Annotated in this window: 16 protein-coding genes; 6 read left to right on the top strand and 10 right to left on the bottom strand. The window is 69.9% G+C overall.

All coding sequences use genetic code 11. The features are described 5' to 3' along the window. Nucleotides 1-27: 27 nt before the first annotated feature. A complete protein-coding gene (locus ACH34W_RS42350) occupies nt 28-5,517 on the bottom strand; it encodes a biotin carboxylase N-terminal domain-containing protein (RefSeq protein WP_395966862.1) in 5,490 nt (1,829 codons plus the stop codon). A gap of 302 nt (nt 5,518-5,819) precedes the next feature. Between ACH34W_RS42350 and ACH34W_RS42355 the strand changes: the two genes are divergently transcribed. The 3 genes from ACH34W_RS42355 to ACH34W_RS42365 all read left to right on the top strand — a co-directional run bounded on the left by ACH34W_RS42355 (nt 5,820) and on the right by ACH34W_RS42365 (nt 8,905). Next, entirely contained in the window at nt 5,820-6,794 is a 975-nt protein-coding gene (locus ACH34W_RS42355; RefSeq protein WP_395966863.1) for an LLM class F420-dependent oxidoreductase, read from the top strand. A 5-nt stretch (nt 6,795-6,799) separates the two neighbouring features. Beyond that, the gene (gene fgd / locus ACH34W_RS42360) at nt 6,800-7,813 is read left to right on the top strand and encodes a glucose-6-phosphate dehydrogenase (coenzyme-F420) (RefSeq protein ID WP_395966864.1); all 1,014 of its coding nucleotides are present in this window, start codon (nt 6,800-6,802) and stop codon (nt 7,811-7,813) included. 87 nt (nt 7,814-7,900) lie between these two features. Further along, entirely contained in the window at nt 7,901-8,905 is a 1,005-nt protein-coding gene (locus ACH34W_RS42365; RefSeq protein WP_395966865.1) for a sigma-70 family RNA polymerase sigma factor, read from the top strand. A 36-nt stretch (nt 8,906-8,941) separates the two neighbouring features. Here the strand turns inward: ACH34W_RS42365 and ACH34W_RS42370 are convergent, their stop codons facing one another. Together ACH34W_RS42370 and ACH34W_RS42375 are read right to left on the bottom strand one after the other, a co-directional pair. Further along, complete coding sequence (locus tag ACH34W_RS42370) at nt 8,942-9,457, bottom strand: TlpA disulfide reductase family protein (protein WP_395966866.1); 516 nt, start codon at nt 9,455-9,457, stop codon at nt 8,942-8,944. Nucleotides 9,458-9,702: 245 nt separating this feature from the next. Further along, complete coding sequence (locus ACH34W_RS42375; protein WP_395966867.1) at nt 9,703-10,560, bottom strand: alpha/beta fold hydrolase; 858 nt, start codon at nt 10,558-10,560, stop codon at nt 9,703-9,705. A gap of 302 nt (nt 10,561-10,862) precedes the next feature. Between ACH34W_RS42375 and ACH34W_RS42380 the strand changes: the two genes are divergently transcribed. Further along, nucleotides 10,863-12,668: a discoidin domain-containing protein gene (locus ACH34W_RS42380; protein WP_395966868.1), complete on the top strand. Its 1,806-nt coding sequence runs from the start codon at nt 10,863-10,865 to the stop codon at nt 12,666-12,668. Nucleotides 12,669-12,706: 38 nt separating this feature from the next. On the opposite strand, the gene ACH34W_RS42385 is transcribed toward ACH34W_RS42380, so the two are convergent. The 5 genes from ACH34W_RS42385 to ACH34W_RS42405 are packed head-to-tail and all read right to left on the bottom strand — an operon-like array spanning nt 12,707 to nt 20,208. Further along, complete coding sequence (locus ACH34W_RS42385; protein WP_395966869.1) at nt 12,707-14,857, bottom strand: xanthine dehydrogenase family protein molybdopterin-binding subunit; 2,151 nt, start codon at nt 14,855-14,857, stop codon at nt 12,707-12,709. 25 nt (nt 14,858-14,882) lie between these two features. After that, on the bottom strand, nt 14,883-15,848 hold the full coding sequence (locus ACH34W_RS42390; RefSeq protein ID WP_395966870.1) for an FAD binding domain-containing protein: 966 nt from the start codon (nt 15,846-15,848) through the stop codon (nt 14,883-14,885). Next, nucleotides 15,848-16,435, bottom strand: coding sequence for a (2Fe-2S)-binding protein (locus tag ACH34W_RS42395; RefSeq protein WP_395966871.1), 588 nt, complete (start codon nt 16,433-16,435; stop codon nt 15,848-15,850). Before ACH34W_RS42395 ends, ACH34W_RS42390 begins: the two co-directional genes overlap by 1 nt. 15 nt (nt 16,436-16,450) lie before the next feature. Further along, nucleotides 16,451-17,659, bottom strand: a complete 1,209-nt coding sequence (locus ACH34W_RS42400; protein WP_395966872.1) for an alginate lyase family protein — start codon at nt 17,657-17,659, stop codon at nt 16,451-16,453. After that, nucleotides 17,656-20,208, bottom strand: coding sequence for a beta-glucosidase H (locus ACH34W_RS42405; protein WP_395966873.1), 2,553 nt, complete (start codon nt 20,206-20,208; stop codon nt 17,656-17,658). Before ACH34W_RS42405 ends, ACH34W_RS42400 begins: the two co-directional genes overlap by 4 nt. A gap of 300 nt (nt 20,209-20,508) precedes the next feature. Here ACH34W_RS42405 and ACH34W_RS42410 point away from each other — a divergent pair, with 300 nt between their 5' ends. Next, nucleotides 20,509-20,691, top strand: coding sequence for a hypothetical protein (locus ACH34W_RS42410; RefSeq protein ID WP_395966874.1), 183 nt, complete (start codon nt 20,509-20,511; stop codon nt 20,689-20,691). A gap of 176 nt (nt 20,692-20,867) precedes the next feature. Then, nucleotides 20,868-21,785, top strand: a complete 918-nt coding sequence (locus tag ACH34W_RS42415; protein WP_395966913.1) for an endonuclease/exonuclease/phosphatase family protein — start codon at nt 20,868-20,870, stop codon at nt 21,783-21,785. Between the two features lie 75 nt (nt 21,786-21,860). Here ACH34W_RS42415 and ACH34W_RS42420 read toward each other — a convergent pair whose 3' ends face one another. Next, nucleotides 21,861-22,544, bottom strand: a complete 684-nt coding sequence (locus tag ACH34W_RS42420; RefSeq protein ID WP_395966875.1) for a response regulator — start codon at nt 22,542-22,544, stop codon at nt 21,861-21,863. Then, nucleotides 22,472-23,788, bottom strand: a complete 1,317-nt coding sequence (locus tag ACH34W_RS42425; RefSeq protein WP_395966876.1) for a sensor histidine kinase — start codon at nt 23,786-23,788, stop codon at nt 22,472-22,474. The genes ACH34W_RS42420 and ACH34W_RS42425 overlap by 73 nt, the downstream gene beginning before the upstream one ends. Between the last annotated feature and the right edge of the window lie 11 nt (nt 23,789-23,799).

The following is a 23,799-nucleotide window of genomic DNA, read 5'->3' on the forward strand; positions in this document are numbered from 1 at the left end:
GCACGCAGCCGCCCCGCACCGGGCGCCTCAGCGCTTCAAGCCGTGCTCGATGGCCTGGATGATCCGGGGACGCAACTCGGCGGCGCTGATGATCGCGTCCACCGAGCCGACCTCGACCGCACGCTGGATGCTGTGCACGCGGTCGAACTCGGTGGCGACCTCGCCGAGCTTCTCCGCCCGGACCGACGACTGGACCTCGGCCAGCTGGGCGTTCAGGGTGGCTCGTTCGGCGCCGCTCGTGCCGGAGATCTTGGCCTGCAGCTCGGTGACCCGCGGGTCGGTCCTGGTGCGGTTGTTCACCTCACCGGAGAACACCACGGCCGCGGCCGGGGCACCGCCGAGCACCGAGGCGAACGAGCCCTCCAGCGCCAGCACGGTCATGTTCGGGTTCAGCGCCTTGGAGAACACCACGAACGCGCCGCCGTGGTAGCGGGAGATCACGCAGAACACGATCGGGCCGTCGAAGTTGACGATCGCCCGGCCGATCTCCGCGCCGTACTCAAGCTGGAGCTTGCGCATCGACTCCGGTGAGCCGTCGAACCCCGACAGGTTCGCCAGCACGACCAGTGGCCGGTTGCCGGACGCCGCGTTGATCGCCCGCGCGGTCTTCTTCGATGACTGCGGGAACAGCGTGCCCGCGGTGTAGGTGTCCGGGCCGTCGGTGGGCGGGAATCCGCGCCGGGGCACCGAGCGTGACTCGATGCCGATCAGGCAGACCGGCCAGCCGCCGATGTGCACGTCCTGCACCGCGGACGTCTCCGCGTCGGCCATCCCCGCCCAGCGCTCCAGCACCGGGTGGTCCTGGTCGGACAGGGCGCGCATCACCGTGCGGATGTCGAACGGCTTCTTGCGGTCCGGGTTGTGCTCCGCGGAGAAGATCTGGCCGACGGTGGTGAAGTCGCTGCCGACGATCGCGTGCGGGAAGCCGGAGACGTCGCGGTCGACCGGGTCGGCGGTGCTCGCCTTCCGCGGCGCGGTCTCGCCGGGCACGACGTAGGTGTGGTCGTAGTGCGCCATCAGCACGTCGCGGGCGGCCGGCAGGTTCTGCGCCCAGTACTGTGCCTGGCCGTTCGGCCCCATGACGCGGTCGTAGCCGCCGATGCCGTAGTTGTCCTCGGCCGACACACCGCCGGAGAAGTCGAGCGACTGCTTGCCGGTGAGCACCATCGCCGAGTCCGGCGTCATCACCAGGATGCCCTTGGTGTGCATGAGCATCGTCGCCTCGGCGTTCCAGTACGGCTGGGCGCCGACGTTGATCCCCGCGACCACGATGTTGATCTCGCCGCCGTCCTGGGTGAACGTGACGATCCGCTTGAGCGCGGCCGCGACCCAGTCCATGTTCTCGGTGCCGGAGTTCATCGAGATCCGGGCGCCCGCCGACAGGGCGAACCATTCGAGGGGGACGCGCATCCGTTCGGCGAGGTCGAGCGCGGCGATCACCCGTGCGCACTCCGGCTCGGACAACGCGCCCAGCGCCTTGGTCGGGTCGCCGAGCAGCACCACGCGGGTGACGCCTTCGGGATGCCGCTCGGTCGGCGTCGTGACGACACCCGCCACGATCGCCGCGGAGTTCTTCCCCTTCGGCCGGTCGACCGGCACGAGCACGCCGCGGTCGTCGAGGTCGTGCTCGACGAAGCCGCCGTCGGGCCCGGCGAGCAGGCCGGTCAGCTCGTACGGGTAGACGTTCCCGCGCCGGGCCGCGCGCAGCACCTTCTGGCGGTAGTCGTCGAGCGGCCGCACCGGCTCGGTCGACGGGCCGGCGACGTGCAGGCGCGGGCCGTGGCCGGGCGCCTGGGTGATCCGCACGGCGATCTCGGTCAGCGCCCCGGCGGGGGTGCGCCGGCGGGCCACGAACTGGACCTCCTCCAGCCCGGCGCCGGCGATGGTCGGCAGCAGCCGCTGGACCAGCGCCTTGAGCTCGTCGACGGTGAGGTCGGTCGGCGGCCAGACGTACAACAGGATCCGGTTGGTGTCGAACCGCTTGTTCTGCGGCCGCTGCGCCTGGATGGTGCGGATGGCGTCCAGGCACGCGGTGAACACGTCCTCCGCCACGGGCAGCGCGAGCAACCTGCCGTCGGCGTCACGCAGCGGCGTCAGGTCGCGGACCTGGCCCAGCGCGACGAGCCGCTCGTCGGCGGGGTTGCTCTTCGCAACGGCCTTGAACAGGTAGATCTCCTCGTCCGCGGACGGCAGCCGCGTGAGGTCGAACTCGCGCAGCCGCTGCAACTGCAGGCGCAGGGCGATCTGCGGGTGCAGGCCGCGGATCAGCCTGTCCTCGACGAAGCCGGGGCCGTCGCCGTCGGGCCGGAAGGTGAAGTGGTGGTGCATCACGGCGCCGCTGGCGGCGGTGACGGTGGTGGTGATCCGGCGGATGCCCGCGGGCTGCGGATGCTCGGCGAGGAGCTCTCCGAGCCGCACCGCGATCGCGTCGGCGTCCGGCTGGTCCTCCCAGGCGACGTAAAGGTCGGCGACCAGCCCGCGCTCGGGGACGTCGGCGGCGAACGTGCCGATGGCGCCGATGGCGGCAGGCAGGGCGGCGATGTCGACGGCGGTGGTGACGACGCGTGCCACGCCGCTCGATCCGGTGTGCTCTGCGGTGACGAACTGACAGCCCGAGATCTCCCGCGCGGTGACCTCGGACAGCCAGCGGTTGCCGTAATAGCGGCGGGTCAGCACTTCCAGCAGCGGCGCGTGGTCGCGTCCAAGTCGGCCGATCCGCTGGCCGATGAGCCGGACCAGCGGCTCAGAGCTGGCCACCATGGCCTGGATCCGCTCGGCGCGATCCGGGGCTCCGGGGTTGCGGTCCAGGTGGCGCAGCTCGTCGCGCACCGCGGAATAGACCTTGGCGCGGTTGCGGCGCATCAGCGGCTGGGTGAACCAGCGGAACACCACACCGCGGGCGAGGTCGGACACCGCGGGGAACCGCACCTGCGTGGCCTCGACCAGGTGCTCAAGGGTGAGCCCGGCGCGCTCGCCGAGCGACTCGAGCGGCGGCGGGCCGGCCAGCCACTGGCGCAGCAACTCCGACACGACCGCGACGCCGGTGCTCATGTGCTGCTGGGCCAGGAAGATCCGGAAGACCGCGTTCTCCAGCTCCGGCGTGCGGTCGAGGTCGGCGACGCCGTAATGGCCGAGGACCTCGGTGAGTTTGGCCTGGAAGCCTTCGGTGACTCCGGCGCGTTCGACGTCAAGGCTCTGCAGGTAGCTGTGGAAGAACTCGCGCGGGCTGTGCACCGGGCTGGCCGGCTCGACGTCGAGCTCGCCGCCCGGCTTGTTGTGGCTCAGCTCGGACAGGTCGGCGAACACGGTGAGCAGGTCCAGCTCGCCCTCGATCGGGCCCCCGCCCAGCTCGGCGCGGGCGATCAGGTAGTCCAGCAACACCCGCTTCTCATCCTGCGGGTCGCCGTCGAAGCCGAGCAGCAGGCTGCGCAGGTCCTGCAGGCCGCGTTCGACACGTTCGGCCGCGGACACGGCCACCGGCTCCGCGGGCAGGTCGACCTCGACGGTCTCGGCGGCCGACTCGGCCTCGCCGGCGTCCTCGTCGGCGAGAGGCTCAAGCCGCATCAGAGGGGCACCGGTCTCGACCTGGCTGCCCACCGACACCGGGCACTCGCGGACGCGGGCGCGGAACGGCGCGCGCAGCACCGTCTCCATCTTCATGCTCTCCAGCACCAGGATCGGAGCGCCCGACTCGACCTCGTCACCGGCCGACAACGGCGTCGCGACCACCAGCGCGGGCGCGGGTGAACGGACGACACCGCCCTCGTCGCGGCTGATCCGGTGCGTGACGCCGTCGACCTCGACCATGTGGATCGGCCCGTGCGTGGCCGATACCAGCCGGAACCTGCGTCCGTTGACCACGATCTGGCCGCTGTGGGCGTCGAACCGTTCCACCTCGACGTCCGCCGGGTGCATGTCACCGCCGCCGGAGACGCCGACGCGGAACCGGCTGGGCCCCACCCGGGCCACGCTCACGCGGTAGCCGACGCCGCGGAGCTTGAGGTCCAGCGGACGGCCCGGGTCGTGCTGGACCTGCGGGCGCCCGCCGTGCGCGGTGGACAGCAGCCGCTGCCGGCTGACCGCCTCCTCGTCCTGGTACGCCTCGATCGCGGCCGCGGCCAGGGCGATCGCGGAGTGCCGGTGCGCGACCAGGCGGCCCTCGGCGCGCACGCGGTCGATCCAGCCGGTGTCGGCGCTCGCGTCGATCACCTCGGGCTGGTCGAGCAGGTCGAGCACGAAGCTCTTGTTGGTGGCGCCGCCCTCGATGATGACCGTGGTCTGGGCCATCGCGCGGCGCAGCCGGCCCAGGGCCTGCTCGCGGTCACGGCCATAGGCGATGACCTTCGCGATCATCGAGTCGAAGTCGGCCGGGATGGTGTCGCCCTCGCTGACGCCGGTGTCGACGCGGATGCCAGGTCCGGCGGGCAGCACCAGTCGTGTGATGCGGCCCGGGGCCGGCGCGAAGTCGCGGTCGGGATCCTCGGCGTTGAGCCTGGCCTCGATGGCGTGCCCGGCCTCTTGCGGCTGGGGCCCTTCGAGTTTCCCGCCGTTCGCCACATGCAGTTGCAGCCGGACCAGGTCGGTGCCGGTGGTGATCTCGGTGATGGGGTGCTCGACCTGCAGCCGAGTGTTGACTTCGAGGAACGCGAAGAGCTTCTGGCCGGGATGGTAGAGAAACTCAACGGTGCAGGCGCCGCGATAGCCGACGGCCACGGCGAGCCGCTCGGCCGAGGCCTTCAGCTCGGCGGTCTGGTCCTCCCCCAGGACCGGCGAGGCGGACTCCTCGATGATCTTCTGGTTGCGCCGCTGCACCGAGCAGTCCCGGACGCCCAGCGCCCACGCGGTGCCCTGCCCGTCGGCGATGACCTGGACCTCGACGTGCCGGGCGCCGGTGACCAGGCGCTCCAGGAAGACCACGCCGGAGCCGAACGCGCGCAGCGCCTCCTGGCTCGTGCGCTCGTAGGCGTCGGTCAGGTCCTCCTTCGAGGCGACCATGCGGATGCCGCGCCCGCCGCCGCCCGCGGTCGCCTTGAGCATCAGCGGGTAGCCGATCTCGTCGCCGGCGCGCAGCGCGTCCTCGAGAGTGGCGACCTCACCCCGGCTCCACGGCGCGACCGGGACGCCGACCTCCTCGGCGATCAGCTTCGCGCCGATCTTGTCACCGAGCTTGCGCATCGCGTCCGCGCTCGGCCCCACGAAGGTGATGCCGATCTTCTCGCACAGCTCGGCGAACGCCGGGTCCTCGGCGACGAAGCCCCAGCCGACCCATGCGGCGTCGGCCCCGGTCTCCGTCAGCGCCCGCTCGAGCACGGCGTGGTCAAGGTAGGGGCGGGCCGAGGCGGGGCCCAGCGAATAGGCGACGTCCGCCTCACGGACGAAGGTCGCGTTGCGGTCGGCGTCAGTGTAGAGAGCGACCGTCTCGATCCGCGTCCCGGTCTCCGCCGAAAGATCCCGGACGGCGTGGATGAGCCGCATCGCGGCCTCTCCACGGTTGACGATGGCGACACGACTGAACACCGGTTGAGCCTCCCGACTACCCACGCGCATAAGGCGACGTCCGTCCCTGGAGCGCCGCCCAGCACCTTGATCTACACCTTGCTCGGTTACCGCCGGGTATACCAATGTCCCGCGTCTCGCAGAGTTCGGCTCCTGCGTTGTGGGGACCCTACAAAAGGCGCTTCAGCCACACTCTGCGCGAGGAGCACTCGCTCTTCGTATCTCTCTGTTCTTCGCGGTTCCTTTTCCGGCTTCACCGGTCTCTTCAACGGGAGGGATCTCCTCCCTCCCGTTTGCGGACCAGAGGAAAAGGACCCGAATCAATGAAGATGAGTCTCTACCTGCCCACGGGCCTGGGGCACGAGTTCGCTGGAGTCGCCGACCCGGTCGAGGCGTTCGAGACGATCGTCGAGCTGGCCCGGGTGGCGGACGAAAGCGGATACGAGGCCGTGTGGGCGCCCGACCATTTCGTGACCCTGCCGCCGGCGCCGTCTCCGATCTTCGAGGTCTGGACGACGCTGGCCGCCCTGGCGCGCGAGACCCGCCGGATTCGGATCGGCCAGATGGTCACCGGGGTCAGCTACCGGAATCCCGCCCTCCAGGCGAAGATGGCCTCCACCCTCGACGTGCTGTCGCAGGGGCGGTTCACGTTCGGCATCGGCGCCGGGTGGTACGAGGCCGAGTACGTCGCGTACGGCTATGAATTCCCCGGCGTGCCTGAGCGGCTGGGCCGGCTGCGTGAGGCGGCGCAGATCATCCGGTCGATGTGGACCCAGCCGGAGACGACGTTCGAGGGCAAGTACTACCAGGTCCGGGGCGCCATCAACGAGCCGAAGGGCGTGCAGGCCCCGCACGTTCCGATGATGATCGCCGGCAGCGGGGAGAAGGTCACGCTGAAGACGGTGGCGGAGTTCGGTGACGCCTGCAACATCCAGACCTCACCGGAGGAGTTCAAGCGCAAGGACGCCATCCTGCGCAGTCACTGCGAGGCCGTCGGCCGGCCCCACGAGGAGATCACCCGTACGTCCACGGCGTACTGCATCATCGGTGACTCCGACGAGGAGGCCCGAGCCGAGGTGCCGCCGTGGGCGCCGCAGGTGTTCCCCGGGGACGTGGGGTCGTACGGCCTGATCGGCACCGTCGACACCATCCGCAAGCGGCTGGCGGCGTACGAGGACGCGGGGGTCCAGGAGCTGCTGGTCAGCTTCCACGACGGCCTCGATCCCAACACGGTGCGCCGGTTCGCCTCCGAGTTCCTCTACCCGGCGGCCGGCGGCGGCCACGAGTTCCGCCGGTGACCGGCGTGCGCACGTTGAAGCTGGGCTACAAGGCCTCCAGCGAGCAGTTCGGCCCCGAGGAACTCGTCGGGTACGGCGTGATGGCGGAACGGCACGGATTCGACTCCGTCTTCTTGTCGGATCATCTCCAGCCTTGGCGGCACGACGGCGGGCACGCACCGGCGGTGCTTCCGATGCTGGGCGCTCTGGGCGCGCGCACCGAGCGGATCGTCATCGGGACGTCCGTGCTCACGCCGACGTTCCGTTATCACCCGGCTGTCATCGCCCAGGCCTTCGCCACGCTCGGCAGCCTGTTCCCTGGACGCGTCGTTCTGGGCCTCGGAAGCGGGGAGGCGATGAACGAGGCGCCCCTGGGCATCGTCTGGCCGAACGGGAAGGAACGGTTCGCCCGCCTGCGCGAGGCCGTGGAGCTGATCCGCGCTCTGTGGCGGGACGAGCGCGTGACCTTCGAGGGTGAGCACTACCGGACGGTGAACGCGACGATCTACGACCGGCCGGAGAAGGAGGTACCGATCTGGATCGCCGCGTCCGGGCCGGCGGCGACCCGCTACGCCGGGCGCACCGGGGACGGCTGGATCACCACGTCCGGCAAGGACCCGGCGCTCTACACCGGCACCCTGCTGCCCGCGGTCGCCGCCGGCGCGGAGAACGCGGGCCGGTCGACGCGGGACCTGGAGAAGATGATCGAGGTGAAGGTGTCCTTCGACCCCAATCGGGCCAGGGCGCTGCAGGCCACCCGGTTCTGGGGAGCGCTCGGGCTCGACGCCGAGCAGAAGGCGGGGATCGAGGACCCGGTCGAGATGCAGCGGCTCGCCGACCGGCTGCCGCTGGAGGACGCCGCCCGGCGGTTCATCGTCTCCACGGACCCGGACGAGCACGTCGAACGGATCAGGTCGTACGTGGATCTCGGCTTCGACCACTTGGTCTTTCACTCGCCGGGGCCCGACCAGGCCCAGTTCTTCGAGCTGTACGGGCGGGAGATCCTGCCCAGGCTGCGGGAGGACTTCCAGGACGCCTGAGGCGGCGATGATCCCGGAGAGGCGGCGGTCCAGGAGACTCGTGTGCGGCGGAGCGATGCTTTTCGCCCTTCCCAGGGGTCTCTACACGTGAGAACCGCAACGACTGGGGCAGGGGCGCGCATGGGCAGAGACGAGGAGTTCGCCGGTCTGGTGGAGCCGTTCCGCCGTGAGCTTCTGGCGCACTGTTATCGCATGATGGGGACCCTGGACGAGGCCGAGGACCTCGTCCAGGAGACCTTCCTGCGGGCCTGGCGGGGCTATGCCTCGTTCGAGGGACGCTCCTCGCTGCGCGTCTGGCTCTACAAGATCGCCACCAATGCGTGCCTGAACGCGCGGGAGCGGCGCAGCCGGCGACCGCTGCCCTCCGGGCTCGGCCCGCCCAGCGAGGAACCCGACCTCCCGCCGAAGGCGGCCGATGGCGAGATCGTGTGGCTGCAGCCGATCCCGGACGCGATGGTCACCTCCGGCCCAGGCGACCCGGCCGCCATCGTCACCGCGAGGGAACGGCTCCGGCTCACGCTCATCGCCAGCCTGCAGCACCTGACACCGCGGCAGCGAGCGGTCTACATCCTCCGGGAGGTGCTGGACTTCTCGGCCGCCGAGGTGGCCGGGATGCTGGGCATCACCGTGGTGGCGGGCAAGAGCCTCCTCCAGCGTGCCCGCTCCGGTATGGAGCAGGTGTCCACCGTGCTGGACGACGCCAAGGAGCCGACCGAGCCGACGGCCCGCGCTTTGCTTGAGAGGTACATGGCCGCCTTTGAGAACTCCGACCTGGACGCCCTGGAGCGCGCGCTTCGCAAGGACGCGGCGTTGGAGATGGTCGGCTCCACGACCTGGTTTTCCGGCGTGGAGACCTGCCTGCGCTACATCGGGCACGTCATGGAGGCCCCTGGCACCTGGCGGATGCTCCCCACGGCGGCGAACGGGCAGCCTGCCGCAGCCGTGTACAAGCGCGGGGAGGACGGCGGCTATCACGCCCTCGGCGTCGCCGTTCTCGCCGTGGCGTCCGATGGCATCACCGGCATCGTCCTGTTCAGCGAGCCTGCTCTACTCCCCCGGTTCGGGATGCCACCCAGCCTGGACGCGGCATGAGTCAGGCCGTCGATTCAGTGGCCGGTGTGGTCCGTCTCATGCCGCCGAGCCGAGAGGCAGATCCTCCATGCGGCCACCCGCCGCCACGACGGTGTGGTCGGGGCCGATTAGGAAGACGGCCGGGGACCAGGAGTTCCGGAACGCCCCTGCCACCGGTCCGTCGTGGTCCTCGACGACCACCCTGGCGACCGGTGTCAGCGCGGCGACCAGTTCTTCGTCGCCGTCCCCTCCGATGACCGCGAGGACGTTGTCGCGCCCCATCTTCTCGGCGCGTTCGGCGAAGTGCGGCAGCAACGCGTGGCAGGGCTCACAGCCCGCGGAGAAGAAACCGACCAGACCGGTGAGGCTCGCGGCGGAGACCTGCTCGCCGGCGGTGGTCGTGGCGGTGAACGCGGCGGGGCGTGATCCCGGTTTGAGCGCGACCGGGAGGCTCGGGCTGAGGCTGCGCCCTTCTCCCTGCTCGCGCAGTCGGCGGATGACGGCGAGTGTAAGCGTCAGGTTGAGGACGCAGAGGACACCGACGAGGACGACGGCGGCGGTCAAGTAGGCCATCAGCAGCTCCCTGCGGGCGAAAAGGGGACGGACGGCGGCCTCGGATCACCGCCGCCCGTCATGGGTCCGTCAGTGTGGTGACGATCATGGAAACCGGCCGGGTTTCGGCACAAGAGTCAAGATCGACTTAATAGCAAAATGATCAAGAAGTCCAGGTCGGCGACTCACGGCCAGACCGCAGACCACCGCCCCGCGAACCGAAATGATCTTGACAGCCGCCACAACCGGTAGGTTGGACGATCTTGTCAGGTGAAGAAGGTCTTGGCTTGTCCGGCCACGAGATCGGGGCGTTCGTCGGCGATGAAGTGGCCGCACTCGGGGACCAGCACGATGTCGAGGTCGTCCGCGTACGGCTCGTAGCCACCGAGCACCTTGTGGCTGAGGTAGGCGTCGCGAGTGCCGAACACCAAGCGTGTGGGCACGGTGAGCCGTCGCCGCTTGTAACGGCCGCGCACGACCGGGACGAACTCGTGAAGGGTGAACGTCCGGTACAGCCTCACACCCGCGCGGGCGCGGGCGGGTTCTGCGAAGGACCCAGTGAAAGAGTCAAGTGTCGCGCGGTCCCAGACAGTGTGGTCGTGAACGCCCAAGCGCAAGAGCAGGCGGGTGAAGCGGCCGGTGCGCAGGCCCAGATAACCAAGGCCGGGGGCCATGATGACCTGCTGGTACCAGAAGCGCCACAGATGCGGCAGGGCGATGAGAAACCGCGGCCAGGGATGCACGACGTTCAGTGCCAGGAAGCGCTCGAACCGCTCAGGCGCCGACAGGCACAGCATGAAACCGATCCAGCCGCCCCAGTCGTGCCCGATCAGCTTGACCCGTCCCAGGCCGAGCTCGTCCATGACCGCGAGCACGTCGCCGGCCATCTCCTCCTTGGCGTAGCCGCGTTCCGGGGCGTCCGACCAGCCATGACCGCGCAGATCGATGGCGATGACCCGGTGATCGGCGGCGAGCACCGGGATGAGGTGGCGCCACTCGTACCAGTGCTGCGGGAAACCGTGAAGCAGGACGACCACATCGCCTCCCGCGCCCGCCTCAGCGACATGGAACGTCATGCCGCGGGCGCCGACCCGGCGGTGGCTGACACCTTCGACCTCGGGCATGGGACGTTCCATGGCTCAGCCTTTCGCGCGCGAGACGGCTCATCGTGCCGCCGGCGGTGATCGCCTGGAATCGAGATCCACTGTAACGGCCAAGACGTCGGGGCTCTCGCCGTGTGCACCTGCCAGACGTGACGGCAGCCACCAGGTGGTCCTGCCATTCGTCTCCCACTGCCCTGATGCCGCGACTTTCCGGTTGATCGACTCATCGGATGAATGCTGCGTATTGACGGGCCATCTCCTCGCGTTTAGCGTCACGGTCGATGAATACATAGGATGTATTTCGCGTCGGGAGTGAGAGTCCCATGCCATCAGGACATTGGCGCCGCCGGCTCGCCGCGTTCGTCTCCACGCTCGTCCTCGCCGTGACCGCGCTCGGCGTGGTCTCCCCTCCGACCGCGCACGCCGAGCTCTACCACCCGCGCCAGCACTGGCTGCGCGCCTCCCTCGGCGGCCTGTTCCTGCACTGGGGGATGCGCACCGCGCCCGGCTACACCGACTGCGCCGCGTGGGAGAAGGCCGTCACCGACGGAGGGTGGACCGCCGACTACTGGGTGAACGAGGCCCGCAAGCTCAACGTGCAGTATCTGGTGCTGGCCTCGTTCCACAGCCGTCTCGGGTACGCCCGTGCCTGGCCGTCGAAGGTACCCGGCACGTGCAGCACCAAGCGCGACTTCCTCGGTGAGCTCATCGCGGCCGCCAAGGCCAAGGGCCTCAAGACCATCCTCTACATGACCGACGACCCCAAGTGGTACTGGGAGGGCCTGCCCGAAGGGCAGAGCTGGATGGACTCGGCGGCGTACTCGGCCTACAAGGGCAAGCCGGTCGACCTGCACACCCGGCCGGGCTTCGGGGAGTTCAGCTACGACAACTTCATCGAGGTGATGGGGGCCTACCCGGACCTGGCGGGCTTCTGGATCGACAACGACAACGAGTACTGGGAGGAGCACGGCCTCTACGAGCGCATCCGTGCCGAGCGCCCGTCCTGGACGTTGAGCAACAACAACGAGGACACGCCGATCATGGACATGGTCAGCCATGAGCAGAAGGTCGGCATGACCCCGCCGTACGACTATCCGCAGGCGGTGCTGACCCCCATGCCGCGGCTCACGGAGGGCGAGTGGAAGCTGCCCACCCGCGGCGCCTGGTGGTACGACGGCACCGACGCGGAGGTGGACTACCCGGTCACCATGGGCCGGATCTTCACCAACGCGGGCTCCTCGGTGAAGTCGCTGATGGCCGAGACCGCCATGGTCAACGGCCGGTTCCCGAGCAGGCAGGAGGCGTTCAACGACTTCGTCGCCGGCTACCTGCCGAAGGTGATGCACACGATCCGCGGCACCGAGGGCGGCGGGTACATGTACGGCGGCCTTCAGCCCGGCTTCTGGAACGACGGCGCGCACGGCGTCACCACGATCAGCAAGAGGAACCGCGACCTGCACTACGTCCACGTGCTGACCCGGCCGTCCACCGACCATGTCACCGTCCGCGACAACGGCTACAAGGTGCTGCGGGTCACCGACGCCCGCACCGGCCGCCGCATGGCGTTCACCCAGTCTGGCGGCTCGTTCACCATCCGGGGCGTCACCGCGTGGGACGCCTACGACACCGTCTTCCGCGTCGACACGTTCGGCCGCCACGGCCGTTACCCGAACGGCTGGGTCACCCCGTCGGCCTCCGCCTCGCTCACCGGTTTCCCGGCCGCCAACCTCACCGACGGCGACTACCTGACCTGGTGGGACAACGGACGGACGCTGCCGGTCTCGATCACGCTCAAGCTCAAGGCGCCGCTGCCGGTGAAGTACCTCGCGGTCAACCAGCGCGAGTGGTCCCCCACCTACAACCGCAACACCTTCGGCCGTCCCGAGGACTCCGCTCGCATCAAGGACTACCGGATCTACGCGAGTAAGGACGGGGTCAACTGGGGCGAGCCGGTCAAGAGCGGCACGCTCGAGAGCGCCCGCGGCGTCCGCTTCATCGATCTCGACATCCGCGGGGCCCGCTACGTGAAGCTGGAGGTGCTCGACACGTGGGCCAAGCCCGACGCGCCGAACTTCTACCAGAGGCTCGGCATCGACGAGCTGTGGCTGGGCACCCACTACGTCCGATGAGTCCGGGTCAGTTTGTCTTCGGTGTTTTCCGGAGGAGTTCAGAGGAGTTTGTCGAGGGTGATGGGGAGGTCGCGGACGCGCCTGCCGGTGGCGTTGCGGACCGCGTTCGCGACCGCCCCCGCCGCCCCGACGATGCCGAACTCCCCGATCCCGCGGGCGCCGAGCGGACTCAAGGCGGTATCGGGGTGGTCGAGGAAGCGCACGCCGATGTGCGGGATGTCGGCGTTCACCGGGACCAGGTAGTCGGCGAGGTTGGCGTTGGCGAACCGCCCGGTGGCCGGCTCGATCCTGGTGTCCTCCAGCAGTGCGTGGCCGATGCCCATGACGACCCCACCGATGATCTGGCTGCGGGCGGTGTCCGGGCTGACGATCCGGCCCGCGTCGGCCACGGTCAGCCAGCGGGAGATCCGGGGTTCGCCGGTCCACCGGTTGACCCGGACCTCGCAGAAATGCACGCCGAACGACCTGAACCCGCGGGTGCGGTCCTGGTTGCGCGGCGAGGTCGCGGTGGCCTCCACGCCGGGCACGTCGAGACGGCTGAGCAGGTCTCCGAAGGGCATGGTGAGGCTGCCGGCGACGAGCCGTCCGTTCTCGAATCGGGCCTCCTTCCCGTGGAACGGCGACCGCTCGTCCGTCACCGCCACCCGGACCATCTCGGTCTTGGCGGCGTCGGCGGCGAGCTGCACGGCCGGGCCGTTGGTCGAGGTGGACCCCGAACCACCGGCGTTGGCCGCGACCGGTGACGCCGAGTCGCCCAGCTCGGCCCGGACGCGGCGTACCGGGATTCCAAGGCTCCCGGCGGCGAGGAGCGCCCACACCGTGGACTGGCCGGTGCCCAGGTCGGCTCCCGTACCCGAGACGGTGGCGGTGCCGTCGGCCGCCAGCCGCACCTTGACCGACGCCTGGCCACGGGAAGCGCCGTAGGTCGCCGTCGCGACGCCCAGGCCGACCCGCCAGTCGCCGTCGAGCACCGCCCCGGGCCGCGGGTCGCGCCGCGACCAGCCGAACTCTTCGGCGCCGAGCCGGTAACACTCGTCCAGATGCTTGCTCGACCAGGGCAGCTTGCTGCTGGGCACGACCGGCGAGTCGTTCCTGCGGCGCAGTTCGAGCGGATCAATGCCCAGCTTCTCGGCCAGTTCGTCCATGGCGCTCTCCAAGGCGAACGAGCCGTTGGCCTCCCCGGGCGCGCGCATGATCGTGGTGACCGGCACGTCGAGGGTCACGACCTTGCGGCCGGTGTGGAGGTTGGCCGAGCCGTAGAGCGACATCGTCAGGTTGGCCACGGACTCGAAGAAGTTGTTCGAGGCGGACTTGCTGGAGATGCCGTCGTGCTTCACCGCTGTCAGCACACCGTCCTCGGTCGCCCCGAGCGACACGGTCTGGGAGGACTCCGGCCGGTGCCCGACCACGGTGAACGTCTGCTCGCGGGTGAGGATCGTCTTCACCGGACGTCCCAGGGCACGCGCGGCGGCCGCCGTCAGCGGCGTGTGCGCCCACATCCCCCACTTGTTGCCGAAGCCTCCGCCGACGTGCGGGTTGATGACGTGGATCTTCGCGGCGTCGATGCCGAGGGTCTCTGAGAGACGGGCGACAGCGAGCATCGCCCCCTGGGTGGCTGTGTGGACGGTGAGGTGATCGCCGTTCCAGGACGCCGTCGTCGGATGCGGCTCCATGGCGGCATGGCTGTTGCATGGCGCGGTGTAGGTCGCGGTTATCCGTACCTCGCTCGCGGCCAGGGCCTCGTCGATGGAGCCGACCCCGGGCGCGAGCACGTCCGTGGTCGGCGAACCGGAGGGCGGCGGCGTCGCGCCCGGGATCCCGTCCTCGAACGAGGCCCGCACCGGCTCGGTGGCGTACTGCGTCTGGATCAGCGCGGCCGCGTCCCGCGCCTGTTCGAACGTCTCCGCGACCACCAAGCCGATCGCCTGGCCGTAGTAGCGGACGCCGGTGTCCTGCAACGGCGGGGTGAGCTCTGCGTTCTCCTCCTTGGCGTAGCGGAAGAGCTTGAGCGGATTGAACGGGGTGTAGACCGCCAGGACGCCGGGTGCTCTCTCGGCCGCGCCGGTGTCCATGGCGGTGATCGTGCCGCGCCCGATGGTGCTGGTGAGCAGGTAACCGTAGGCGAGACGCTCCACATGGTGGTCTCCGGCGTACGCCGCGGCGCCGGTCGCCTTAAGCTGCCCGTCCACTCTCATGACCGGCTCACCTCCGTTCTCATGACCGGCTCACCTCCATCAGGGCACGGACGACAGTGCGCCGTACGAGCGTCACCTTGAACGCGTTGTCCGCAAGCGGCCTGGCCCCCTCTGCTGCGGCCTCGGCCGCGGCGGCGAACGCCTGCTCGGTCGCGGGGCCGCCGCGCAACGCGGCCTCCACGCCGGGCAGCCGCCAGGGCACCGTGGCGACGCCGCCGACGGCCACCCGCGCGTCCCGGACCCGCCCTCCGCGCAGGTCGAGCGCGACGGCGGCGGAGGCGAGTGCGAACTCGTACGACCGCCGGTCCCTGACCTTGACGTAGGTGGAGCGCCGCGCCCAGCCCAAGCGCGGGATGACGACCTCGGCGATGAGCTCACCGGGCTTCAGGTCGTTCTCGATGTGCGGTGTGGTGCCAGGCGGGCGGTAGAAGTCGGCGAGCCGCACCGTTCGCCGTCCGGCCCGGCTCGCCAGCCGGATCGAGGCGTCCAGCGCGACCAGCGCCACCGCGAGATCACTTGGGTGGGTCGCGACGCAGCCGGAACTGGTGCCGAGGATCGCGTGCGCGCGGTTCTGGCCGGTCTGGGCGGGACACCCGCTGCCGGGCTCACGCCGGTTGCACGGCGTGGTCACGTCGCGGAAGTAGCCGCAGCGGGTCCGTTGCAGCAGGTTGCCGCCGATGGTGGCCATGTTGCGCAGCTGGGGCGAGGCGCTCTGCAGCAGCGCCCGCGACACGACCGGCGGTACGGCACGGTGCTGGGCGACGTCGGTCATCCGTTCCAGCGCGCCGATGCGCAGCCCGTCGTGGCCACCGCGGATGCCGCGCAACGGCAGGTCGTTGATGTCGATGACGTGCCGCGGCGTCAGCACGTCCAGCTTCAGCAGGTCGACCAGCGTGGTGCCGCCCGCCAGGAAAGCCGACCCGGGCCCGGCCAGCCGAAGCGCCTCGTCGGTACGGGCGGGGGCGGTGAAGTCGAACGCGTGCATCAGCGGGCCACCTTCTTGATGGCGTCAACGATGTTGGGGTACGCGCCGCAGCGGCAGATGTTGCCCGACATCGCCTCCCGGATGCCCTCGTCGGTCCGGGGACGGCCCTCACGCAGGAGGGCGGCGGCCGACATGACCTGGCCGGGTGTGCAGAAGCCGCACTGGAGGCCGTCGCAGTCGATGAACGCGCGCTGCACCGGATGCAGCCGATCGCCGTCGGACATCCCCTCGATGGTGGTGACCGTCCGGTCATGTGCGGCGGCGGCGAGCGTGAGGCACGCGAGGACGCGGCGGCCGTCCACGTGGACGGTGCAGGCCCCGCACTGGCCACGGTCGCAGCCCTTCTTGGTGCCGGTGAGCCGGAGCCGTTCGCGGAGCAGGTCGAGCAGGGTCACGCGCGGGTCGACGGTCAGCCTTGTTGTCTTCCCGTTCAGCCGGAGCACGACCGTGACCTCGCCAGGGGCCCGCGCCGCGCCCGCCGCGTGGGAGTCGGCGGGCGCGGCGGGGACGACCGGGGTGGCCGGAACGAGCATCGAGCCAGCCGAAGCGGCCGTGCGGCCGAAGAATCCGCGCCGCGACAGCGTCATGGTGGCCTCCTGCTGTCAGGGGTTGTTTGCGTGAGTGAGGGTTTCCCAGGCCAGGAAGTAGTTGGCACCTGCTGGTCGTTTGCTCTCGGTGTAGCGCTGGGTGGTCGGCATCTCAGCCCCGGCTCGGTTCCGGTAGTGGTTGAAGACGACCTCGGTGGTCGGCCCGAGACCGAGCTTGACCGAACCGCCGCACAGCCAGGACGGCACGGCCGTGCCCGTCTCGTACTTGGTGTGGAAGTAGAAGCCGTCGGTCAGGCGCTTCTGCACCTCGCCGTAGAGGTTCAGGCCCTGGTGATGGGCGGTCTCGGCGACGTGCGCGGCGGCTTCGAGACCCCACCCGGTGTGGCCGAAGTCGCGGCAGGTCTCCTGGGCGAGCCCGTCGGCGAACGTCGGCTGCCCCTGCCAGTAGGAGATGAGCGCGGAGCCGGTCTTCGGGCAGTTCGGCGGCGCCTTCGGCATCGCGCCGTCCGAGGTCTGGTAGACGTACGCCGGGACGCGGCCGCGCCAGATCCCGACCGCCTTGTCGAACGAGGTCCTGTCGTCGAGGAACACCGCGATCCCGGTCGCGGCGTCCATCATGATGAGCTCCCAGTTGCCGTTCGTGCAGCCGCGGCCGTTGACCACCTCGGGCAGGTAGACGGTCCGGAGCATGGTGGCGAAACGGCCTGCCTGCGCCCAGCCGCCGGTGTAGGTGTGCTTGATGAGCTCGCCGGCGCGGGCGAACGAGGCACCCGCCCAGCCCGTCTGCAACGGCGCGTTGTGCCCGGTGTGGTCGGTCAGCACCGCGGACCAGGCGTCCATGATCTGGATGGCCTTCTGCGCGTACCGGTCGTCGCGGGTGACGTACCAGATCAGCGCATGGGTGTACGCGGCAATGCCGTCCCCCCGTTCGTCCGTGCATCCGCGGTTGGGATTGGACGAGGGGCCGCATTCGACGACGGCCCTCGGCTTCGGCGTCCACGAGAGCGCCGCGTACGAGCTCGCGCGCATGGCGTCATAGGCGGCTTTCTGCGGCTGCGTCCCGGCCAGCGCGCGCTGGCGCATGACGTCGAGCTGGCCCCGGCTGACCAGGACCCCGGGGTGGGCGAAGGGGGCGGCGGCAGAAGGGGCGGCCTGCGCCCCGGGTGAGGACGGCGCGGCGGAGGCGGTCGTGGTCGGCTGCGCTGTGGCGAGGAGGAATACGGCGAGGGGGGCAGCGGCGGTCGCGGCGATTACACGTTTCATCGTTGAACCTTCACAGTGAGCGGCAGGTCGCGGGAGGAGGTGCCCGCCGAGACGGTGTACGTGCCGGACGGGACGACCCAGGCGTGCGCGCCCGCATCCCAATGGGCGAAGGAGCGCTCGTCGAGCATCGCGGTCACGCGGCGGCGTTCGCCGGGGGCCAGCGAGATCTTGGCGAATCCTGCCAGCCGCCGTGGCGGGGCCGCCGCGTCATGTCCGTCGGCGCCGCCGACATATACCTGGACGACCTGGCTGCCGCGCCGGTGGCCGGTGTTGGCGACGTCCACGCTCACCCGGTCACCGCGCACGTTGAGCCGTGAGAGGCGGAACGTGGTGTAGGAGAGGCCGTGGCCGAACGGGAACAGCGGCTCGATGCTCTTGGCGTCGAAGTGCCGGTAGCCGACCCGCAGGCCCTCGGAGAAGAGGGCGACTCCGTTCACGCCCGGATACTGCGCGGGTGTGTTCGCCGGGGTGTCGGCCAGGCTCTTCGGGAAGGTGATCGGCAGCCGTCCGGACGGGTCACGTTCGCCCAGGAGCACCGACGCGGCGGCGTTGCCGTGTTCCTGGCCGGGGTACCAGGCCTGGACGATGGCGGCGACCTTGCCGGCCCACGGCATGAGCACCGGGCCTCCGGTGTTGAGGACGACGACCGTGCGGGGGTTCGCGCGGGCGACGGCCTCGATGAGCTGGTCCTGGTGTCCGGGGAGGCCGAGACCCGGGCGGTCGCGGCCCTCGGTGTCCTTATTGGCGGCGAAGACGACCGCGGTGTCGGCGGTGCGCGCGATCCGTGCCGCCTCGGCGATCTGCGGGTCGGCCAGGCCCGGCGGCGGCGTCCACGCCACCGAGATCATGGCCTGCCCGGCGGGCTTGGTCCAGTCGACCTGGAACGTGTGCCGCTGCCCGGCGGTGAGGCGCACGGTCACCGACTTGGTGGCGCTGGGGAACGAGCCCGCGTTCTCGATCAGCTTGACGCCGTCGAGGTAGAGGGAGGCGGCCCGGTAGTTGGTGAGGTGGAGGGTGTAGTCACCGTCGGCCGGAGCGCTCAGCGTTCCGGTCCAGCGGATCGACCAGCCGTCGGGCGGGAAGCCCGGCACGTGCGGCGGCCCGCCCGAGGGGTCGATCGCGATCCACGGATCGACGCGGGTGAGCGCGGGTTCGCCCGTCCAGGTCGGATTCTTGTAGTAGCGGGCGGTCAGGCCTGGCCTGCCGTCCTCCGACTTCAGTGCGTACGTGGGGATCGCGGGCTGCGGGCCCAGTTCCACCGGCGGCATGCCCTGCGCGTGCGTGACCCGCACTCCCCTGCGCTTGACCGCGTCGAGCGCGTTCACCTGGTAGGTCGGGGCGACGCCGACGCTGCCCCCGCCGCCGATCATGGCGGTGCGCGAGGACGGGCCGATCAGCGCGACCGAACGGCCCTTGCGCAGCGGCAGGACCCGGTCGTCGTTCTTGAGCAGGACGGTCGCGTCCTCGGCGACCCGGCGCGCGACCGCGCCGTCCCGTTCGACGTCGATGGGGCGGGTGCGCTGCGGCCGGTCGAAGATCCCGAAACGGAACATGGTGGTGAGGATCCGGCGCGCGTGATCGTCGAGGTTGGCCGCGCTCACCTGGCCGGCCTCCACCGCGGCCTTCAGCTTCGCGCCGTAGTACTTGCCGACGGGCAGCTCGAAGTCCAGCCCGCCCTCGGCGCAGCGCACGGTGTCGTAGCACGAGTTGAAGTCGGAGACCACGAGGCCGTCGAAGCCCCACTCGTTCTTGAGCACGCCCTGCAGGAGGTCTTTGTGCTCGCAGGCGTGCGCGCCGTTCACCAGGTTCTTGGCGCACATGACCGCGCCCGCCCGGCCCTGCTTGACCGACATCTCGTAGGGCCGCAGGTAGATCTGCCGGAGCGTGCGTTCGTCGATCCTCTCGTCGATCGTGTTGCGGTCGGTCTCCTGTGTGTTGGCGACATAGTGCTTGGGCTCGGCGATGACGCCCTGTGCCTGGATGCCCTTGACGGCGTCGGTCACGATGCGGCCGGAAAGGTAGGGGTCCTCGCCGTACGCCTCGAACGTGCGGCCGTTCAGCGGAACGCGGGCGATGTCGACGTCCGGCCCCTCCATCAGGTTGCGGCCGGTGTCGCGGGTCTCCCGCCCGAGCACCTCCCCGTACGCCCGCGCCATGGCGCCGTCGAAGGTCGCGGCGAGACCGAGCGGTGCGGGCAGGGCCGTCGTCTGGGGCTGCACCGGGCCGCCCGACCCGACTCCGGCGGGGCCGTTGTTGAGCCGCAGCGCCGGGATGCAGAGCCGGTCGATGGGCAGCGTCTCGCGCGCGTACCGGTCGTCGTACAGCGACGCGGTCATCGACGCCTTCTCGTCGAGGGTCATGCGTGGGAGCAGATGCGCGGCCCGCTGCGCGGCGGGGAGCCGCCGGTCCATCCAGGGCTCGCCGGGACAACCGGGCGCTGAGGCGCTCGCAGTGGTGGCGCGGTCCCCGGCGGCCTGGGCGGGTGCCGTGGCGGCCGAGGTCAGAAGCAGGACGGTGCCGATCGCAAGCAGTACGGGGTGCCTGGCCATACCTCAGGAAAGCGCTTCCTCACCACCTTGTCCAGAGATTCATCCGATCAATATGCAGTAGAAAGCCTCCCCACAGCCCCAGCAGACCAATTTCCAGCAGATACGTCCGATGAAAGTTCAACCGTGCAGCAAACGCATCGAGCGACCGTGATCTTTTATTGCGCCGTGGCCGCCAGATCTGCCGGTGACCTCGACGTGACGACCAGGTGTCCTTCAAGCGCGCCCCATTGCTTCACGACCCCGTCTACGTCACAGTTCCATCGGGCGGCCATCGGCGTCGCGCGACGTGGGGAGGACCAGATGACCAGTGTGTTGTTGAAGTTCGTCAAGGCCGTGCTGGCCATCAGCACCGCGCTCATCCCCGCGTCCGTTTCGACGGTCGCAGTGGTGGCTGCCATCGGAACGACCGTCGCAGTGACCGCCGGGTGCGCCCCGTCGGACGACGATGACGGCGGAGACGACGACGACGGAGACGACGACTGACCCGTCAGCTGAACCATCCAGCCCACCAAGGCGACCACCGCCGCGTCAGCGGCGGTGGTCGCCTTGCGCCGCGCTCCCACGGGGTATCTTGCGCCGCCACCCTGGGAGATGGTCTATAGAACCGAGATCAGTGTCATGCGAATCTGCCGTCGGCGAAGGTGGGGCAGTAGGTGTCAATGCGCAGGGAGCACGGCAGATCACGTGTGGCCGCCTTGCTGGGCGTGGCGGTCGTGCTAATCGGAACGCTGAGCGCGTCCGTGTACGGCGGTGTTCCCGACCGGATCTTCCAGGCCGAGGCCGCGACGGCGACCGTGAAGATCCATCACTACAACCTCTGCCAGGGCAATTTCTTCTGCGGCCCGCCAGGCGGCACGCATGCCGGTGCGAAGTACCGGGAGGGGGCGCTGAATCAGCTGCGCTGGTTCGCCGCCACGGATCGGCCCTGGTTCATCTCGGTCAACGAGCTCTGCATGGCCGACTACTACAAGCTGCGCCGTGATCTGAAGTCCGACGGCGTGTTCCAGCTGGCCTCTTCCCGCCATCCCCTGTGCGGACCGTACGGCAGCGCCGTGTTCACGCCGGGCGGCGTCATTGAGAAGGTCAAGCGCATCGAGCTGCCCAACCCCGGTTTGGAGTGCGACAAGGACGAGTGCCGATGGGCGCTGTGCCTGTGGGCGAAGACGAACGCCGGCCCCATGACCGTCTGCACCGGTCACCTGGAGACCGATGCGGTGGTGGCGCCAAAGCAGGCGAGCATCTATTACAAGGAGGCTCGCGCCTTCAACGCCGCAGGCGGACCCGGACGCAGACTGGTCCTCACGGGCGACTTCAACATCGGCCCCGACCAACTCCCGCCGGAATACCGCAACCTGGTCGACCTGGTGCAGATGGACACGGACGCCAACGGAGATCCGATCGGTACCTATCCGACCTGGACGGGTGATGGCGTCCGCTCCAAGGCCACCAAGCACATCGACTACATCTTCGTCGAAAGGGGCGTTGGAACGCCGCGCCCGTCCTTCCCCTATTGCCGCACCCCCGAGCACGTCACAGCCAGCGACCACTGCTACACCAAAGGCGGCTGGGAGTTCTAAGGAGAAAGCTGAGCGGCGCCCGCCGGATCCGAGGGGACCGGGTTCTGAGCATGCTCCGGGTCGGCGGGCAGACTCTCAGGCCAGATCAGCGTCGTGTGCGAGCAGGGCCAGCTGGATCCGGTTGTTCAGCTCCAGCTTGGCCAAGGCGGACGACACATGCAGCTTGACGGCTCCCACGGACATGAACAGGCGCTCGGCGATCTCGGCGTTCGAGAGGCCCTCGGCGACAGCCGCGGCCACTTCGCGCTCCCGTTCGGAGAGTGGCTCCAGGCGACGGCGAGCCCGCCCCGCTCGCTCGTCGGCTGCCGTGCGATCCCCCACGACGACGCGGTTGATGAGTGTCCGGGCCACACCCGGTGACAGCACGGGCTCTCCTTCGGCCGAACGGCGTACGGCGTCGACTATCTCCTCTGGGCGGGCGTGCTTGAGCAGGAATCCGGCCGCGCCGGCCCGCAGTGCCTCCACCACCGTGGCGTCGCCGTTGAAGGTGGTCAGCACGATGACCTTGGGTTTGGCGCCCGCCTGCCCGGTGAGGGCACGGGTGGCGGCGATGCCGTCCAGGTGGGGCATCCGCACGTCCATCAGCACGACGTCCGGCCTGAGCCGGGCGACGGCGTCGAGCACACCAGCGCCATCACCGACCTCGCCCACGACCTCCAGCCCGGGGGCGCCGCCCAGCATCAGCCTCAGTCCGGTGCGGGCGAGCGGGTCGTCGTCGACGAGCAGGACCCGGATCGGGGTGGGGAGCGCGGCGGCCATGCCGGCCACGGTATCCAGGCGGAGAGCCGGAAGGCACCGTCGCATGGTCCGTGCTCAAGGGTGCCACCGTGGACGGCCACTCGTTCGGCCAGGCCGGCCAGACCGGCCTGCGCGCCGGGGATGATGCCGGGCTGAGGTTCGGCCGGCATCGGGTTCGTGACCGTGACCTCAAGACCGGCCCCTGGCGCTCCGCCGACATGCACGCTCACCGGAGCATGCGGAGCGTGTTTGCGGGCGTTCGTCAGTCCCTCTTGGACGATCCGGTAGGCGGCGTGCTGCGTCTGCAGGCGGGGAGCATCCTGGTCTTGGAATGTGTCACTGAGCTCGAACACGACCTGCTGTCCGGCCGCTTGGGCTTCTTCCACCAGGTCAACGATCTCGGCCACGCGTCCTGTGTCGGAGAAGCGCAGCACCGTCAGCACCTCGCCGAGCTCATCGAGGGCCAAGCAGGCGTTGTCGTGAATGACCTCCACCGCCTGCTTCACCTCGGCGGCCTTCAACGGTGGCCCCTCGCCGGTCTCGGCCTGCGTCGTGCGGTAGTTCAGTGCGCCGGCGTGCATCGTCAGCAGTGAGATCCGGTGGGCCAGTACGTCGTGCATCTCCCGTGCGATCCGCTCGCGCTCGGCGCGCCGGGCTTCGGCGATCCGAGCCGCATGCTCGAGCCTCTGTCGTTCGACCTCCCGGCGCGCCTTGAGGGTCAGCTCGCGTCTGGCGCGTGCCGCCAGACCCCAGCCGAGCGGTGCGATGAACATCGCAACCAGCCACGCGGCGTTCTGCACCCCGCTCTCTCCGGCTGGTGGCAAGAGGAAGCCCAGGGGGACGATCAGCAGCAGGTGAAACCCCGTGGCGAGCGCCGCCAGAGGCCAGTCCCGGTGCACGGCCACCGTGAGCACCGCAACAATCGCGGCGCCGATCGCGCTGGGTGCCACCACGAGCAAGGGAGCCAGTTGCAGAGCGAGTGCAAGCGGGAAACGCCGTCGCCACCACAGCGCCAGGCACGCGACGGCACCAAGCCATGGATTCGCCGCGTACAGCCAGCCAGGCAGCTCCTCCAGCAGGCTGTACGGCGCCCTGTCCATGGCGTCGGCCCACAGCAGGGCCGCGCCACAGAACAAGGTGAGATCCACCAGCCAGTCCCGTATGGTCCGGCGGAACGGCCTGTGACCGTCGAGCGACGCCAGCTGGCCGGGCAGCATCCAGTACGGCGGCGCGGAAAGCCCACCTGCACCGGTCATCGTAGACATGCGCCGAGCTT

The organism is Actinomadura sp. 6N118 (genome assembly GCF_044326415.1).
In the GTDB taxonomy this organism is placed as follows: Bacteria; Actinomycetota; Actinomycetes; order Streptosporangiales; family Streptosporangiaceae; genus Spirillospora.